This is a genomic window from Acinetobacter sp. YK3 (genome assembly GCF_001729365.1).
Classification (GTDB): domain Bacteria; phylum Pseudomonadota; class Gammaproteobacteria; order Pseudomonadales; family Moraxellaceae; genus Acinetobacter; species Acinetobacter vivianii.
The window spans coordinates 14,843-28,154 of record NZ_LZPJ01000074.1 but is presented as its reverse complement, the minus strand read 5'-3'; the positions used below and the strand labels follow the sequence as shown (position 1 = coordinate 28,154).

22 protein-coding genes are annotated in these 13,312 nt (G+C 38.9%); 5 read left to right on the top strand and 17 right to left on the bottom strand.

Annotation, left to right across the window (positions count from 1 at the left end):
• Positions 1-13: 13 nt before the first annotated feature.
• The 17 genes from A9Z07_RS06855 to A9Z07_RS06775 form a co-directional block, all read right to left on the bottom strand.
• The gene (locus A9Z07_RS06855; protein WP_069577750.1) at positions 14-1,306 is read right to left on the bottom strand and encodes a terminase large subunit domain-containing protein; all 1,293 of its coding nucleotides are present in this window, start codon (positions 1,304-1,306) and stop codon (positions 14-16) included.
• Positions 1,266-1,784 carry a DUF2280 domain-containing protein gene (locus A9Z07_RS06850; RefSeq protein ID WP_069577749.1) on the bottom strand — a complete coding sequence of 173 codons (519 nt, stop codon included), beginning with the start codon at positions 1,782-1,784 and terminating at the stop codon, positions 1,266-1,268. The genes A9Z07_RS06855 and A9Z07_RS06850 overlap by 41 nt, the downstream gene beginning before the upstream one ends.
• A 59-nt stretch (positions 1,785-1,843) precedes the next feature.
• Complete coding sequence (locus A9Z07_RS06845) at positions 1,844-2,488, bottom strand: putative metallopeptidase (protein WP_069577748.1); 645 nt, start codon at positions 2,486-2,488, stop codon at positions 1,844-1,846.
• Positions 2,445-2,924, bottom strand: a complete 480-nt coding sequence (locus A9Z07_RS06840) for a hypothetical protein (protein ID WP_069577747.1) — start codon at positions 2,922-2,924, stop codon at positions 2,445-2,447. Before A9Z07_RS06840 ends, A9Z07_RS06845 begins: the two co-directional genes overlap by 44 nt.
• A 55-nt stretch (positions 2,925-2,979) precedes the next feature.
• The gene (locus tag A9Z07_RS06835; RefSeq protein WP_139126635.1) at positions 2,980-3,621 is read right to left on the bottom strand and encodes a hypothetical protein; all 642 of its coding nucleotides are present in this window, start codon (positions 3,619-3,621) and stop codon (positions 2,980-2,982) included.
• Between the two features lie 427 nt (positions 3,622-4,048).
• Positions 4,049-4,279, bottom strand: coding sequence for a hypothetical protein (locus tag A9Z07_RS06830; protein ID WP_069577745.1), 231 nt, complete (start codon positions 4,277-4,279; stop codon positions 4,049-4,051).
• A gap of 141 nt (positions 4,280-4,420) precedes the next feature.
• Positions 4,421-4,873 (bottom strand): hypothetical protein, encoded by a 453-nt coding sequence (locus A9Z07_RS06825; RefSeq protein ID WP_139126634.1) that lies wholly within the window; start codon positions 4,871-4,873, stop codon positions 4,421-4,423.
• Between the two features lie 27 nt (positions 4,874-4,900).
• On the bottom strand, positions 4,901-5,287 hold the full coding sequence (locus tag A9Z07_RS06820; protein ID WP_069577743.1) for a hypothetical protein: 387 nt from the start codon (positions 5,285-5,287) through the stop codon (positions 4,901-4,903).
• Between the two features lie 207 nt (positions 5,288-5,494).
• Positions 5,495-5,692, bottom strand: a complete 198-nt coding sequence (locus tag A9Z07_RS06815) for a hypothetical protein (RefSeq protein ID WP_139126633.1) — start codon at positions 5,690-5,692, stop codon at positions 5,495-5,497.
• Positions 5,693-5,791: 99 nt separating this feature from the next.
• The gene (locus A9Z07_RS06810; RefSeq protein ID WP_069577741.1) at positions 5,792-6,097 is read right to left on the bottom strand and encodes a hypothetical protein; all 306 of its coding nucleotides are present in this window, start codon (positions 6,095-6,097) and stop codon (positions 5,792-5,794) included.
• Between the two features lie 127 nt (positions 6,098-6,224).
• Positions 6,225-6,740 carry a hypothetical protein gene (locus A9Z07_RS06805; protein WP_069577765.1) on the bottom strand — a complete coding sequence of 172 codons (516 nt, stop codon included), beginning with the start codon at positions 6,738-6,740 and terminating at the stop codon, positions 6,225-6,227.
• Positions 6,741-6,744: 4 nt separating this feature from the next.
• Positions 6,745-7,158: a DUF1064 domain-containing protein gene (locus A9Z07_RS06800; RefSeq protein ID WP_069577740.1), complete on the bottom strand. Its 414-nt coding sequence runs from the start codon at positions 7,156-7,158 to the stop codon at positions 6,745-6,747.
• Positions 7,158-8,099, bottom strand: a complete 942-nt coding sequence (locus A9Z07_RS06795; protein ID WP_069577739.1) for a helix-turn-helix domain-containing protein — start codon at positions 8,097-8,099, stop codon at positions 7,158-7,160. The genes A9Z07_RS06800 and A9Z07_RS06795 overlap by 1 nt, the downstream gene beginning before the upstream one ends.
• On the bottom strand, positions 8,096-8,383 hold the full coding sequence (locus A9Z07_RS06790) for a hypothetical protein (protein ID WP_069577738.1): 288 nt from the start codon (positions 8,381-8,383) through the stop codon (positions 8,096-8,098). Before A9Z07_RS06790 ends, A9Z07_RS06795 begins: the two co-directional genes overlap by 4 nt.
• Positions 8,380-8,664: a hypothetical protein gene (locus tag A9Z07_RS06785; RefSeq protein ID WP_069577737.1), complete on the bottom strand. Its 285-nt coding sequence runs from the start codon at positions 8,662-8,664 to the stop codon at positions 8,380-8,382. Before A9Z07_RS06785 ends, A9Z07_RS06790 begins: the two co-directional genes overlap by 4 nt.
• A gap of 68 nt (positions 8,665-8,732) precedes the next feature.
• Entirely contained in the window at positions 8,733-9,053 is a 321-nt protein-coding gene (locus A9Z07_RS06780) for a hypothetical protein (protein WP_069577736.1), read from the bottom strand.
• 9 nt (positions 9,054-9,062) lie between these two features.
• Positions 9,063-9,251 carry a hypothetical protein gene (locus A9Z07_RS06775; RefSeq protein ID WP_069577735.1) on the bottom strand — a complete coding sequence of 63 codons (189 nt, stop codon included), beginning with the start codon at positions 9,249-9,251 and terminating at the stop codon, positions 9,063-9,065.
• 104 nt (positions 9,252-9,355) lie between these two features.
• Here A9Z07_RS06775 and A9Z07_RS06770 point away from each other — a divergent pair, with 104 nt between their 5' ends.
• From A9Z07_RS06770 to A9Z07_RS06750, 5 genes are all read left to right on the top strand, one after another.
• Positions 9,356-10,021 carry a LexA family protein gene (locus A9Z07_RS06770; RefSeq protein WP_069577734.1) on the top strand — a complete coding sequence of 222 codons (666 nt, stop codon included), beginning with the start codon at positions 9,356-9,358 and terminating at the stop codon, positions 10,019-10,021.
• Between the two features lie 206 nt (positions 10,022-10,227).
• Entirely contained in the window at positions 10,228-10,683 is a 456-nt protein-coding gene (locus A9Z07_RS06765; protein WP_069577733.1) for a hypothetical protein, read from the top strand.
• A 2-nt stretch (positions 10,684-10,685) separates the two neighbouring features.
• Positions 10,686-11,060 (top strand): hypothetical protein, encoded by a 375-nt coding sequence (locus A9Z07_RS06760; RefSeq protein ID WP_069577732.1) that lies wholly within the window; start codon positions 10,686-10,688, stop codon positions 11,058-11,060.
• A 10-nt stretch (positions 11,061-11,070) separates the two neighbouring features.
• The gene (locus A9Z07_RS06755; protein WP_069577731.1) at positions 11,071-11,835 is read left to right on the top strand and encodes an ERF family protein; all 765 of its coding nucleotides are present in this window, start codon (positions 11,071-11,073) and stop codon (positions 11,833-11,835) included.
• A gap of 9 nt (positions 11,836-11,844) precedes the next feature.
• Positions 11,845-13,170 carry a hypothetical protein gene (locus A9Z07_RS06750; protein ID WP_069577730.1) on the top strand — a complete coding sequence of 442 codons (1,326 nt, stop codon included), beginning with the start codon at positions 11,845-11,847 and terminating at the stop codon, positions 13,168-13,170.
• Positions 13,171-13,312 lie beyond the last annotated feature (142 nt).

Sequence of the window (13,312 nt, the reverse complement as noted above, 5' to 3'; positions counted from 1 at the left end):
AAAGGTGCGTTGATTAATAAGACATACCGCCAATACGACGCCGTTTAAATACTTTTTGGATAATGATTGGAAAACGCTTGGCCAGCGGGTATCCACCTGCATCACCTACGTGATCCAGACCGGCGCTTTTATCCGGCATTCCAAATGAGTCATAAATCTGCTGCTCTAAAGTCGCGGTAAAATTTGGGCATTTATTGGTGTTTACTTTAAGGTTTCGCTCACCTTCAGCATTGAGGATCTGGGAATTCACCGCATTGATCCGGTCTTTAATGCCAGGATTAACGCCGTTCACTTCCACCTTAAATCCGTTCTTCTTCAGTATTGCATGGTCCGATTCACTGAAACCTTTGGATGAAGTTGCTTGTCCAGAGGCATCAGGTATCACAGTGATGTCATGCTCTGGAAAACGCTCCTTGATCAGATAACACATGGTCGGTGTGTCTCTCACTCCAACCAATTCATCCAGTGCTCTTGGCTTACCCTCTCTAATGACATAAACCACGGCGGCCATCTTCAGTACGTTAAAGTCCATCCCGATGAGTAAAGGTTCATTCGGTGTAATTTCCTCATCCGTATGGTTGAGCCCACGGTCAAAGTCCGGATATACAGCACCACTGGTTAAGTTAACGAATTGCCCTTTCAGATAAGCTGAAATCAACTGGGGTGGATATGATTCATATAACGATGAAATATAGTCATCTGGTAGATTGGCTTCATTGTCATAGGTGGAAGCCTGAATCATTCCATATAATGCCCGTTTAGCTGGTGTAGAATTGGCTTCTTTTACAAATTGCTCATACGTAAACTTAAAACCTTCAGGTGTGGTGGCAACATCAATACCATTCAGCAAACCCGCTTGTTTATATCGCATACGTGCAATGATCTTACGCCACGACTGCTGTGCCTTCAGCATCGCCATTACATCGAGCTCATCAATCAGCGCATGGCCAATCTTGAAACCAACAATAGTTGCCGGCTTTTCCATAGATCGGCATATGATTGTGGTCCGATACTGGCGACCATAATAAATATCGACTTCCTTGTTGGTTTCATAAACCTTGGTTTTAAGTCCCCAGTCGAAAGCAACCTCATCAATTGTGGGAAAGAAGATATCCCGAATCTGAGGATATGTCGGTGCAAAGTAACCTAAAGGAACCTTAGGAAACTCCCAGGCTTTATTACATAAGCTTGAGCAGCCCACCCAGGTCTTCCCCGATCCAAACCCGGCGACAAAAGCCCGGAATTTCTTCTCCATCTGTAAAAAATTAGCCTGAGGTACATTCAGTGTCGGATTGATATTCGGCATCTTTTTTACTCGCATCTACAACCTGGATGGTTACTTTTACTGGTGTTGGATCGTCAGCACCTTCGCCGTCACCATTTCTGATTTTTTCGATCTCAAGCTGCTTTAATTCAAGATCCAGCAAATGCGCTGAATGGCCATGCATTTCATCCTTCACCTGCTTAATGATGTTTTGCTTAACGACCTTGTTCTTGGTTGTGTCATACATTTTTTGCAGTTCATTAATACGAAATGACTTATTGGCCAGTGGAATATCAAAAACATTGTTCCTGAAATCTTCTCGTGTCTTTTCGAACAGTATCTTGAATTTCTTACTTAGATTTTTTCCAGCGGCTTTAGTCGGGTCGTAAAGTTGTACCTGTTTACGATCAATTTCAATGTTAAATTCTTGCTTGACAGCATCTGCAACCTGTTGAGGGGTATCCATGCATGCAAGAGCTTGAACAATATAAATTTTCACTTGTTCTTTTAATGCAGCCATACCCCTACCTTTGTCTAGCTACGTCTAGCAAAATAGACAAAAAAAATGAGCCAAATGGCTCAACTGATTATGCAAGTACCACAGCATCTGGAGATATTCACTTCATTTACAAACGGCGATTGCTTCGCCACTTCAACAAGTCGCTTCACGTCTTCGCTTGCTCCCCAGCGTTTAACGACACCCACAAACTCTTCAACGTCATGGCCAGCAAGATAATGTTTCGGAAGCCCAGTCATATCGCTATAGATTGGCTCGCCGTCTTCAGGATCTCGCTCAACACCAATGTGATACAGCTCATGTTCGATCAATGCACAGAAATCCCGATCTGAAGCTTGTTCGCAAAAACTGGCATCAATCGTAATGAGATACACCGGCACATAACCGAACCAATCTCGCATCTGCTGCTCTTGTCGAGCTTTACGCCATCCGCCTTGGTTAAACATCACCTTTTCGCACTGGCCGAGCACCATACGCTTTTTGGCTACGCAAGCAGAAGATGCCCAGGCAAATGCAAGGAACTCTTCACTGTCGTGGATGAGCTCAGCAATATGGTCATGGTCGGGATTATGTAATGGTCCACCAATGGTTAAAAAGTTCTTTACCACCCAATCCATAAGATCTGGTGCAGGTGCTAAGCGAATTGCTTCTTCCTCGTCTGCTTTATCCATCAATTCCGTTGGTGGAAATGGTCTGATCTGGCTCATTGAATTTATGCCTCTTTAAACTTTTAAGCCACTGGTCAGCGTAGCTTGCTTCAATCTGCGTTGGTCCTGATTCATCAATCTTGTATCGGCTTGATGATTCAATCCTTACAACGGTGTAACCCTTTTCCCAGGCTTGATCGTATTTATCCAGGCTCCAGGCTTTATTTGCCAATTTACCCTTACGGCCACCAGACCAAGGACCACCAGAAATCTCAATTAAGATCCTGTCCTCAATAAGGTGGAAGTCATAACGCCAGTGCTTTGTTGATTTGAACTGGAACAGCTTTTCGTACTTAATCTCTAATATTTGTAAGGCACGTTCCAAATCTTCAAATGTATCTAAATAGGATTGTTTAGCTTTTGGAAGTGGTCTGCTTTTAGGCTTTGTATTAGGTAGTTTTTTTCTTGTGAGTTGGAAATATTTTGAAGTGTCCATAATTTACACTAATTAAAAAGCCCCTTTAAAAGGGGCAATTTTTTTCAAATAAAAGCTATTTATTAATTTTACTACTAGCACCATAAACACTATCAAATGATTGATATATAACATGTTTATTATAACTTTTTAACATATCAATATTGTCTTTGATACGAGTAATAGTTAAATTATATTGAAATTGTTTGATGCCCAAAAACTTCGCATTATGTACCAAACCATTAATATTTGGATTGTTTTTCAATAAAGTTCTTATTATTACATCGACATCATTTGGGAAAAAACTTAAATATATAAATGCATCCTTTCTCAAATTAAAACCAAATGTCACTCCATTTGAATTTTCAAAAATAGAGGAGATGTCAACATAACTACGATCAGAAAGCAAACAAATTTCATTAGCATAGGAACAAAGATAAATTAAATGAAAAAATTTAGAGAAATCAAAAAAACCTTCTGCAAAGTCATCCAATATACATCTTTCTCCAAATGTTGGAGTTAGCATGATAAATAAAATTTTCAACCATTTTTTATATTTTTCTTCTGTGACTGAAAATTTACTTAAAACTTCTATAGGAACTGAATAGCTACTTATTTGATCAAAGTAATCTTTAAGTTCACCATTAGTAGGATAATGATCAGCAGCATATGAAAAAGTATTAATAGTTTTCTCAATGCAATAAGGATTTCTAATCATACTCATTAACTTAGACTTAAAAACATACAACAAACAGTCTAAGTTATTGCGCCAATCCTCAATAAGAATTTTAGTTTTTTCATTAATTTCAGATTCATACTTTTGAAAAATTAACTCAAAATTAAGTCTTTGATCACTTTCAGTTAACCCAAATGTATACAAATCTTTAAAACTTAAGTTATTAATTGTTTTAATTTCAGCAATTTCACTTAATTCAATATGATGCCTTTCACGATCTAATATTTTAAATTTTAATATTTTTGACTTATCTCTACCAATAATTTGTGGATTTCAATAATTTAATCTCTGTTCAGCTACTGAAATATAATGTTGATTTTTGGTTTTTTTCTCAAACATGCTCCCCCCCCCCTTTAAAGTGATTGTATAATATGAAATCCCACCATGCGAAGAGTTTTTTTAATTCATATTAAGAAAGATATGGATATTTTTGAGCCAAATGCTTATTCGCGATTACTGTTGTCTCTGCATACTGCACTTGTGCACATAGCCAAAACCGGTATGGTTTACCTTCAACAATGTATGTCTGGCGGTTATACGATGATTGCTTGGTTGCATCAATTTCGCTTGCTTCAAAATAGGTCCCTTCTCGGTTGGTCACAACCACACCATCCAGATCACCACCAATACAAATATTCATCATAATTATCCGTTAAATTATGATTCACAGCTTAACACATAAAGTAAAAAGCCCCGCTAATAACATGTGTGTCAGTGGGGCTTCTTGTGCCGAAATACGCTCGGCTAGGTAACTCGCATTGCACTGATGCGAGTGAGGGTTTTAATAATCCAATTTGTTATCCCACAAACTCTCTTTAAGCTCTTCAATAATCACATCTAAATTTGTGCCAATTTTAATTACATTGCATTCATTGCAATTACAGTAAAAGGTTTCGTCTTTTAGTTTCTTGATCACGAATCCATCTGCGTAACAAATTGGACAATCTTGTGATTTTATAATTGGAGCATTTTTAATTTCATTCTCATAAGCAAGTGCTTTAGCTTCCTCTTCCTCAATCAAAGTTTGAACAAACGCTCGTTCTTCTTTGGTCAATTGGGTTTCATGCCATTCAGGAAAATACTTTGATTTTGGCCCTAACCTCTGTTCATCTGTAGGAGGTTGATTAGCAGGATTCTCCTCAGGAAAATCTTCAAAATATTCAGACCACTCACCCATGACATTATTCTCTTTAATTGTTTTGTTAAATATATCATAGGCAACAAAAAAGCCCACCGAAGTGGGCCAAATAATCAATACTTATTAGTAACTGTAACAAACGTCTAACTTTCCTTTGATCTGTTTACTACAGAACCAAGCCCCATCCTTATAGGTCTTAATCACTTGCTTTGTTTTTGGGTCACGATAATATTCTTTTGCATCTAACATAGAATCAGCGTTAATACCTAGCGAAAAAGATCTTTCTTCAGCATCTGGATTCATTGTATTTTCTTCAATTAAATATTCCTTTTTCCCTATTTTTAAAGCTGTATACATCCCGCCTGCACCTCCTCCAGAGGAAATGATGCAATTGGTTGTAATATTTTTCCCATTTACTTCGATGCACTTGCCTTTTCGATCAGGATTCTCATGTGCAAAAATAGAAGTTGAAGTAGTCAGAGCTAGAAACAAACTTAATGTTTTTTTCATAAATGTGCCTTGTTAAAAGATCATTAGTTTTAAATAAGCGCCCAGAATATATACTAAGCAGTATATTTTTACTAATTGAAAATAAAAAGCCCCGCAATAACTAGTATGTCAGCGGGGCTTCTTGTGTCGTAATCCGTTCGGCAAGTTGACTCGCTGTATGCTAATGCAAGTTAGATAAAAACCTCCCGAAGGAGATTTTTTCGAGGGTTACTTAATACATTTGTGTTTTAACAAGATATCTTGTTGTTCTTTTCGCAAATCCTTTACCTTCTGCATTTTTTCAAGATATAAAAAGTTTCTCTTTAGCGCTATTTCTACTGCTACTTCTTCTTTTAAATTACCATTTTCATCAAAATTTTTAGGATCTTGGTCGGGATATTCTAAATAGTATTCTTCTGTACTCATGACATACATCTCTTATACCTATCAAGATAAATATATCATAGACAACAAAAAAGCCCACCTTTCGATGAGCTTTTAAATTTGGAATATTGGAACTATCTGTCATTTTTCTAAGTTATCAAAACCTTCTTTGATTTGAACTGCAAACCAATCAATAAATAAATCCTTATCAATAAACTTAGGCGCTAATTTTAGATCTATTTCAAAAAACTGCTTCTGAAGATGATGGTACGTATAAACACCAATATTTCCCGACATCTCATATGGTACTTCAAAAATTTTATCTGCTTCACCAAGAAAGATTGCAGCTAATTTAGATTCATGATTCTCAATAAATTTCAAATTTTCAGCTGTAATCATCTCATTATAAATTTTATCTAAACGAGCTCTAATTCTATTCAAGTGCATTTTATATCTTCATAAAATATCAGGTTAATTATTAGTTATAAAAGCCCGCAATTAGCGAGCTTTTCATGTTGGCTTTAAATATAAAAATTCCAACGTAACATAAATATGCCATACCCCGTATTTACAGTCAAGCGGTTTCATTTTCTCCAATCTGAGCAACCACTTTTTTAAATTTATCAATCACAAAATAAGGATAACGTGATTTTATGAATGCTAACCCGCATTTTATGTCCTGCTGAATTTGAGAGCCATATGTGTCATTACTTTTTGCAATATCACGAATTGACTCGCCCATGACATAATGCCACCAGATCGAACCAATCCAGTCCTGTACCACTTCATCATCAATAGATTGAAGATCAATCAATATTTTTTGAATTGCCCTTGCCTCATTCTCATTTAGCATGCAGCGTGTTCCACTCTTTTTTACACATAAACGGTCTTTCAGCATCTCATCACACAAATACATTCCGAGAAGTTTTTCACGTTGTTTCTGAGTAATTCGCTTAGTAGGCATCGTTTTAACAATGCGGACCATCTTTTCAGTATCGCCGTTTATCCACGCCCCAAGTTGTCTACACCATTCCTCAAAAGTAAACTTTGTCCAATCCGTTGTTTGCATGATAGTTAATTTTGCATTCATCTTATTAAACCTCTCGTACATTAATATTTAAAACCGTTTTCATTAAGTGCTTTTTGTTTCTATAGCTGTCTTTCTTTCTGGTCGCCTCCGATTTCACATCTTCAACGATGTATTCACCAGTAGCAGTGTAATAGGTGAAATCTGCAAAATAACGCAATGCTGGTTTTGCCCGCTTTTCTCCATCGATCTTTGTTTTTGGTGCCAGTTCAAACTTAGTGTGATGTTCTAGACCGTAAATTTCAGCACGCTGTTGCATAGCCTTGAGCTCGATGTACCGCTTGTGCTCTTTTTTACTGTCAAAGGTCATACCATCGCATTCGACCTTGCTGGCATTGAACTTGTTACGTTTAGCAGCCTTAGGTTGACGAGACAGCTTAAGAATTTCTTCGCGGTACTGGGCGAGGCTCATACTGATCATTAGGCCGCATTCCCCTTGTGTTCATTACTGATGTTGATCAGATACTCAGCCCACTTCTTGAGGTTTGCAGGGTCTTTGAGCATTGATTCCAAACGCTTAGCCAGTTGCTCATAGCTTTCGTTACCATGTGAATATTTAGCGAACTCAGGTAAACGGGATAACTTGCTTGCAAAGAAATGTCTTTGTTTGTCAGTCAGCGTGTCTTTGGATTTTGCTGGTTGCTTCTGGTTCGGTTGAGAAGAGTTTTTCAAACGGTCCTGTTTTGCTTTCGCTTCAAGCAACCAGTTTGCAAAGTGGTAAATCATGAGTTCATCACACATGCTCTTTTCCGCATTAAATAATTCAAATGCTCTTAGCTCACGGTTGAACCAGGTTGATGAGATGATCTCGTTTGTATCAATCTCAGGATTTGCTTGAGCAATTTCTAAACTCAATTTTTTTGAACAAAGCCAATGGTTTTTATTTTTAGATTCTAATGGGAGGTTCTTTGGTAGATTCCGTGTCCCAACGTTGGGACTCTTTAACGGAATTGTTGGGACTCTTTCATGGAATTGTTGGAACTGTTCCACTGTTGGAACTGTTCCATTGTTGGTACTCTTTAAATCCTCATTTTCATCATCAAAGAGTACCGTTGTTGGTATTGTTTCTCGACCTTTAACACCGATCAAAATATAGACTTTCACCTGTTTGGTACGGCCTTTTCGCTCGCCGGTATCTACAATCAAACCATCCTCAATTAACTCATCAATAATTTTGAGCACAGTTTTACGATCCATCTCTGTATCTTCAACAAGACGGGCAATACTTGGGTAGCAAACATGATCCTCACCAGCTCGATCTGCCAGTGAGAGTAAAACCAGTTTTTTGAGTGGTTTTAGTGCTCCACCCTTTTTCTGCTTCTGGCGTGTTTTCCACGCCCACATTGATGCATCTAAACTCATACATCACCAACCTTAGGTCTTAAATATCCGCCCATATATTCAATCTTTTGGGCTTTATACAAACTCGTTTCAATTTCGCCGGCCAAATGCAAAGTAATGCGTCCACGACGTGCAAGTTGCTGCCTAAACTCTTCACGGGTAATTGCTGCATTCTCTTCGTTGTAGCCGCGCTTACGGAGATTGGCCTTGTTACGCTCAAGCAAGTCATTCAAAAGTTTCAATGCCGGTTCATACCAGGATTGGATCGCCTGAAGTTGTTTGTAATCTGGAAGTTTGGTATTCATGAAACCTCCGCTAATACTTGCTCAATATCTGTCAGACGGCGTTTGGCATTCAACTCAGCAATTGAGGCATGGCGCAATTCAGATTCTGCAGCTGTAACTCGTTGGCCATTAACTAAGATGGTGACTCCACTACTCTGGAGCCCACAAATATCCTGAACTATGAAAAGTTCATCTGAGTCAAAATTCCTATTGATGAACTCAAGAGGTTTTTTAATTACAACCGTATCCCCCACAATGAATTCACTGTTGTGGGTTGATACTTCGTTTGATATATTGGTCATGTTCTAAATCTCTCCAGATGGATGAACGTTAACCGCTAAACCTGTTCCAGCAGGAAAGCGGTTTTTTATTACTTAAAAAGAATTCGCATATATTCTGGTGATGTGAATGCATGGGCTAAATAGACTCTTGTCGCCTCTGCCACTTCCGGTGAGCAATAAACATCACTAGCCGATACAACCTTCAATTCAAGGCTAGTCAATAAAGCCCCAATAAATTCAACTTCTGTCAATCCATTGTTTTTCTTGTCATTTTTCAATCTTGATAAAGTGCTTCCATCAACTCCAACCTGTTCCGCAACTTTGCTTTGATTGCTGGCATTAAGGTGACGCAATATTAAGGCTGCGTTATTGCGGGCCATTTCCGTTAATTCTGGTAATACTTTGCTCATGGTTGTTTCCTAAGCTTTTAAGGCTTCGCTATCGGCTTTCAATTTGCCGTCAGTTTTTACGTGCAGCACTGCTTGTGTTTTCAAAGGAATACCTTTGTTCTCCCACTTCCATAAGGTCACTGTTGAAATGCCTGTTTTAACTGAAAGCTCTTTTCGATTTTTACAATTGTGATAACTCATAAAATCACTGTAATTCATAGTTGCACCAAATTAACTATAGTTAATAATTCAAATTTACCACTTGTTAACCATAGTTTCAATACACCGTATTAACATTAGTTAATGTTTTGGAAATGTTTGTTATGTCTTTACATGAACGTATTAAGCAAAAATTAGATGAAAAAAATCTAAAAGCTGCCGACTTAGCTAGGGCAACAAAAAAGTCTGCCGTATCTGCTAAGAAATGGCTTGATGGTGTTAGCATCCCTACCGCAGAGAACCTAAAAACAATTGCTAAGTTCCTAGGTGTAAGTGATGATTGGCTTTTATTTGGTGGTAAAGAACAGCAAAAGGTTGATAACAACGTATCTAATAAGCCAGCTCGATTAGCCCCTGTTCTGTCGTGGGTTCAAGCTGGAACATTTACTAATGTTCAAGCTGTTGATATGTCCCAAATAGAAGAATGGCTGCCGCTTCCAGATGAATGCACAAATTGTTTTTATCTAAAGGTTCAAGGTATTAGCAATCAACCTGATTTTCTGGAAGGTGACTATATTCTGGTTGATCCAGATGTGTATTACAGCGATATGCAGTCTGGTGACATGATTGTTGTAAGGAAATTTGAAGACGCAACTTTCAAAAAATTAGTGATAGAAACAGATGGTTCCCGCTATATGCAGGCCTTAAATCCTAACTTTCAACCCAACATTATCCCTTTGGATGAGCATTGCCATTTTGTTGGTCAAGTCGTGGATTGTATGCGATATACCTACAGGGCAAAAAGAAGAACCAGACCTAATCCTAGTTAATTTATTACTTATTTAAGGCCCGCTAAATGCGGGTTTTCTTTTGTGAATCAATAAAACATTAAATTAAAGTTAAGAAAAATATTAACCTTAGTTAATTTAATTCTTGACTAAAAAATTAACCATAGTTAATATAAATCTCATAGACAGCAAAAAGCCCCGAACAATCTTGGCGGATAGCGGGGCTCTTCACTTACATGAGGTCCATTATGGAACAAAATGTTTTAAATCACAACCGCAACTACATCTCAGGCAAGTCTTTGCTTAAAGGGTGTGCGGTAGTCGCTCTTGGTGTAGGTACTTTATCTGGTGCTTATGCTTTGGTGACTAAACCAGTTGATATTGCCCCTGCCTTTAATTATGCAAATACCCAGTCAACATATGGCGTTCTCGCTGTTCAAATCACATCAGACACCACTGGCCAAGCTGTAGTTAATCTTGATGGCTTCCGTGTGTATACAAGCTTTGATTTTAAGTTGGTACCAGACGACAACGGTCAACTAGGTAGCAACGATGAAGCTGTATTTATCTATAACCTGGCTGTTGATCGTGTCTTAACTCCAAGTGGCGTTGGTTATAACGATTTCACCAATGCCGATGACATCCGAAACATGATCACAGTGATCACTGCCCATATTGAAAAAAACAAAATGGTTCGGGGGTGATCATGAACATTACCAAGTTTACTACCCCATTCCGCGAATACTTAATGAAAGATGAGCAAGACTTCTATCACGTTCGCCTTGGTTCAAAAATCTTTATGGCCAAAGTGTCATTGAACTATACGCCTGATTTCGACAAGGACTTTTTTGGCGGTGCACAGGAACTTCCATTTAACTGGTATTCAGTTCGAGTAAAAGACTCTAAAGACGCTGAGCCACGCCAAATTACCACGAATGAACTTTCTATCCCATGGGTTAAGCGTGAGTTAAAGCGTGCCGTTAATGAACAACGTTCAAAAGAACGCAATGCACGTAATAGCCAAATTTCCCGCTATAGCGCCAACCAGCGCACCGCCTACCACAACGCACGTTCTAATTAAGGGGATTGTCATGTCACAACAACAAAATCAGTCTGCTGAATTAGATGTGTTACGCACTATTCAGCAAGAGTTAAAGGCACCAAAGAGCAAATTTAATAAATTTGGTAATTTCCACTACCGCAGCCTTGAGGACATACTGGAAGGTGTAAAACCATATTTGGCACAGCATGGTGCAAGTCTGGTCCTTACAGATGAAGTTCAAGAGCTAGGATCTGTCCTAGTTCTTACTGCCAAGGCTGTTTTTACCGATGCTACGGGTAAACAAACAGTTGTTACCGCGCATGCTGGTGTAGACATCAATAAGAAAGGTATGGATATTGCCCAAACCTTTGGCGCATCAAGTTCATATGCCCGTAAATACGCATTGAATGGCTTATTTCTGATTGACGATACACAAGATGCTGATACTGATGCATACCAACAACAAACTGGCGCACAGAGTCAAAATAACCAGCAAAACAGAGGCCAAAATCAACAAAACGCGAATGGCCAGAACAACCAACGTGGTAATTACCAACAAAACCAAAATACCGCGACTCAGCAACAAAATCAGCCTGCACAAAAATCTATGGGCCAGCGCTTCCAAGATGCCTTGGTCTCTATTAGCAAGGCGAATAAGCCCGCAACCTTAGAAATGGCCTTGAGTACATTTAACGGTACTAATTTTTATGCCGGCATCAGAAAGGCATGCCAGGCACGTGCCGACCAGAAAGGCTGGGAATTACCTATGCCATCGCAAGCCCACAATCAACAAAACAATCAAATGCATCACTAGGACATGGTTATGAATAATATTTTAAATGCCCAAGAGGCTTTCACTGCCCTACAAAAAGGTAAAACAGTTCTGTGCCGTTACGCTGGTGATGGCGTTCTTCATGCAGACAAAGATTTCAGCTCTCTGGACCAAATGCCTGCAACTGTTTTTGGCTTGCCGAATTATGAATTTTGCATTCAATTAGAAATGTTGGAAATGGCCGGTATTAAATTTACGAAGCCATGTACTTTAGACGAATTGGAGAGTGGCCAAGAGATTTATGTCTGTATCTTTCCATGCGCTGAGATTCATAAAACTAGATTTGATAATAGCTCTGATGTACTCAATTTCATTCGTTGTGGCGTAGTCCAGCGTGATGAAGAGAATGCAAAATTGCAGATGAAGGCATATCACGAATTTTTAGGTTTAGATCTGGAATTTACAGTTAATGCAGTGCCAGACGTTGAGAAAAAGCCTAGAAAAAAGCGCATGACCAAGAAGGAAATCGAAGCTCATAAAGATGTGATCATTGATGCAATTACAACTTGCCTTGATGCAGATGAGGTTGAAACCGTTTGTTCCGGGTTAGATCAGCATGGTTTTAGTGATGAGCAACTACAGGCCATCACCAGTGCCAAAACAGCAAAGCTTGAATCATTAGCTGCAGAGAATATTGAAGGTTTTAAAGATCTATTAGCAGCTGATACCCCGCATCCAGGCGAATTGGAATGTGATCTTTCGGTTTTATGTGATGCATTCATAACTGATATTGAAAATGCACAAAATGAGGGTGAGCTTAAATCAATCCGGATCCGTATCAATATGAACGGCGAGCTTTCAGAAGTTGAACATGCCGAACTGGCTACACGGTTAAATTTAAAGGCTGATACTTTGGCCAAACAAATGGAACCAGCTCAACCAGAACCTGTTACTGCAGCTGCAGTCGCTCAGGTAATGAAATCGAATGAAGGTATTCACTACTTTGACCAGGTAAAAAAAGAGACAGCTGAATGGAATTCTCAATTGCAGGAATTGCTTGCAAGACTTCCTGAGACTAAAACACCTGAGGAAGCTAATGCCCTTGTCCGCTATACAAAGTCATGGACTGAGGAACAGCGCCAGCCTTTATTACGCGCTATCTCTCGTCGCCTACAGGAATTCCAAAATCCACAACCTAAAACTGAACCATCATTAATGGTGAAAATCCAGACTGCGCCTGATTTAACATCTTTGGATGCCCTTGAGATCGATGTAGGCAGCCTAGATCCAGTCATTCAGTCAGACATGATGCGCATCGTTAATACCCGTCGCCTGCAGCTTGAAAATGCGGCCAGTGATGAGGGCCAAGCATCGTGAAATTCAACTATTCCACTATTACCCGAACACTCACAGTGTTCGGGGGCAATATGACTCATATTTTTGACAATGTAAATGAGTCTGAAATTCTGGCCCATGTAGCCAATGCAAAGTTAAAAGAAGCGACTTGGAGAAAAAGAAA

What these genes read in the sequence shown, in the direction of transcription:
- A9Z07_RS06855 (WP_069577750.1), bottom strand. Translation starts at nt 1,306, where the DNA reads ATGCCGAATATCAATCCGACACTGAATGTACCTCAGGCTAATTTTTTA.
- A9Z07_RS06850 (WP_069577749.1), bottom strand. Translation starts at nt 1,784, where the DNA reads ATGGCTGCATTAAAAGAACAAGTGAAAATTTATATTGTTCAAGCTCTT.
- A9Z07_RS06845 (WP_069577748.1), bottom strand. Translation starts at nt 2,488, where the DNA reads ATGAGCCAGATCAGACCATTTCCACCAACGGAATTGATGGATAAAGCA.
- A9Z07_RS06840 (WP_069577747.1), bottom strand. Translation starts at nt 2,924, where the DNA reads ATGGACACTTCAAAATATTTCCAACTCACAAGAAAAAAACTACCTAAT.
- A9Z07_RS06835 (WP_139126635.1), bottom strand. Translation starts at nt 3,621, where the DNA reads ATGATTAGAAATCCTTATTGCATTGAGAAAACTATTAATACTTTTTCA.
- A9Z07_RS06830 (WP_069577745.1), bottom strand. Translation starts at nt 4,279, where the DNA reads ATGAATATTTGTATTGGTGGTGATCTGGATGGTGTGGTTGTGACCAAC.
- A9Z07_RS06820 (WP_069577743.1), bottom strand. Translation starts at nt 5,287, where the DNA reads ATGAAAAAAACATTAAGTTTGTTTCTAGCTCTGACTACTTCAACTTCT.
- A9Z07_RS06815 (WP_139126633.1), bottom strand. Translation starts at nt 5,692, where the DNA reads ATGAGTACAGAAGAATACTATTTAGAATATCCCGACCAAGATCCTAAA.
- A9Z07_RS06810 (WP_069577741.1), bottom strand. Translation starts at nt 6,097, where the DNA reads ATGCACTTGAATAGAATTAGAGCTCGTTTAGATAAAATTTATAATGAG.
- A9Z07_RS06805 (WP_069577765.1), bottom strand. Translation starts at nt 6,740, where the DNA reads ATGAATGCAAAATTAACTATCATGCAAACAACGGATTGGACAAAGTTT.
- A9Z07_RS06800 (WP_069577740.1), bottom strand. Translation starts at nt 7,158, where the DNA reads ATGATCAGTATGAGCCTCGCCCAGTACCGCGAAGAAATTCTTAAGCTG.
- A9Z07_RS06795 (WP_069577739.1), bottom strand. Translation starts at nt 8,099, where the DNA reads ATGAGTTTAGATGCATCAATGTGGGCGTGGAAAACACGCCAGAAGCAG.
- A9Z07_RS06790 (WP_069577738.1), bottom strand. Translation starts at nt 8,383, where the DNA reads ATGAATACCAAACTTCCAGATTACAAACAACTTCAGGCGATCCAATCC.
- A9Z07_RS06785 (WP_069577737.1), bottom strand. Translation starts at nt 8,664, where the DNA reads ATGACCAATATATCAAACGAAGTATCAACCCACAACAGTGAATTCATT.
- A9Z07_RS06780 (WP_069577736.1), bottom strand. Translation starts at nt 9,053, where the DNA reads ATGAGCAAAGTATTACCAGAATTAACGGAAATGGCCCGCAATAACGCA.
- A9Z07_RS06775 (WP_069577735.1), bottom strand. Translation starts at nt 9,251, where the DNA reads ATGAATTACAGTGATTTTATGAGTTATCACAATTGTAAAAATCGAAAA.
- A9Z07_RS06770 (WP_069577734.1), top strand. Translation starts at nt 9,356, where the DNA reads ATGTCTTTACATGAACGTATTAAGCAAAAATTAGATGAAAAAAATCTA.
- A9Z07_RS06765 (WP_069577733.1), top strand. Translation starts at nt 10,228, where the DNA reads ATGGAACAAAATGTTTTAAATCACAACCGCAACTACATCTCAGGCAAG.
- A9Z07_RS06760 (WP_069577732.1), top strand. Translation starts at nt 10,686, where the DNA reads ATGAACATTACCAAGTTTACTACCCCATTCCGCGAATACTTAATGAAA.
- A9Z07_RS06755 (WP_069577731.1), top strand. Translation starts at nt 11,071, where the DNA reads ATGTCACAACAACAAAATCAGTCTGCTGAATTAGATGTGTTACGCACT.
- A9Z07_RS06750 (WP_069577730.1), top strand. Translation starts at nt 11,845, where the DNA reads ATGAATAATATTTTAAATGCCCAAGAGGCTTTCACTGCCCTACAAAAA.